General features: G+C 65.4%; 1 protein-coding gene. It reads right to left on the bottom strand.

Annotation, left to right across the window (positions count from 1 at the left end; translation table 11 throughout):
- Window positions 1-1076: type I glutamate--ammonia ligase (gene glnA, locus M8C17_RS31725; protein ID WP_252420476.1), on the bottom strand; the 1076-nt coding region annotated here is incomplete at its 3' end.
- Between the last annotated feature and the right edge of the window lie 11 nt (window positions 1077-1087).

Raw genomic sequence — 1087 nt, 5'->3', positions numbered from 1 at the left:
TTGGCCTTGGGGTTGCTGCCGGTGACGGGGATGCGGGTGCAGGCGGAGCGGTTGCGCTGGGAGTAGACCAGGTTCACGGGTGCTTCGAAGCCGGGTACGAGGCGGCGGTAGGAGTTGACCGTGGGGTTGGTGAAGGCCAGCAGTGACGGGGCGTGGTGTAGCAGGCCGCCGATGTACCAGCGGGCGGTGTCGGACAGGCCGGCGTAGCCGGTCTCGTCGTAGAACAGTGGTTCGCCGCCGAGCCAGAGGCTCTGGTGGGTGTGCATGCCGGAGCCGTTGTCGCCGAAGAGGGGCTTGGGCATGAAGGTGGCGGTTTTGCCGTTGGCCCAGGCTTCGTTCTTCACGATGTACTTGAACAGTTGCAGTTGGTCGGCGGCGTGCAGCAGGGTGGAGAACCGGTAGTTGATCTCCGATTGGCCGGCGGTGCCGACCTCGTGGTGGGAGCGTTCCACGGTGAAGCCGGTGTCGACCAGCCGCCGCACGATCGAGTCGCGCAGGTCGGCGTAGTGGTCGACCGGTGGTACGGGGAAGTAGCCGCCCTTGTAGGCGGTCTTGTAGCCGCGGTTGCCGCCGGGCTCCTCGCGGCCGGAGTTCCAGGCGCCCTCGATCGAGTCGATGTAGTAGAACGACTGGTGGGCGGAGGTTTCGTGGCGGATGGAGTCGAAGATGTAGAACTCCGCCTCGGCGCCGAAGTACGCGGTGTCGGCGATGCCGCTGGCCGCGAGGTACGCCTCGGCCTTCTTGGCCACGTTCCGCGGGTCGCGGGTGTAGGCCTCGCGGGTGAACGGGTCGTGGATGAAGAAGTTCAACGCCAGGGTCTTCTGCGCCCGGAACGGGTCGATGAACGCGGTCGCGACGTCCGGGAGCAGGAGCATGTCCGACTCGTGGATCGCCTGGAAACCGCGGATCGACGAACCGTCGAAGGCCAGACCCTCGGTGAACAGGTCGTCGTTGACGGACTCGACCGGCAGGTTGAAGTGCTGCATCACACCGGGCAGGTCACAGAACCGTACGTCGACGAACTTCACGTCCTCGTTCTTGAGGTACCGCAGCAGTTCCTCGGGATTGGCGAACACACGTCCTCCTG

This window comes from Micromonospora sp. RHAY321, from assembly GCF_023896955.1.
Taxonomy (GTDB): domain Bacteria; phylum Actinomycetota; class Actinomycetes; order Mycobacteriales; family Micromonosporaceae; genus Micromonospora.
Note: the sequence above shows the minus strand (reverse complement) of the source record. Positions and strands in the feature narration are given on the sequence as shown.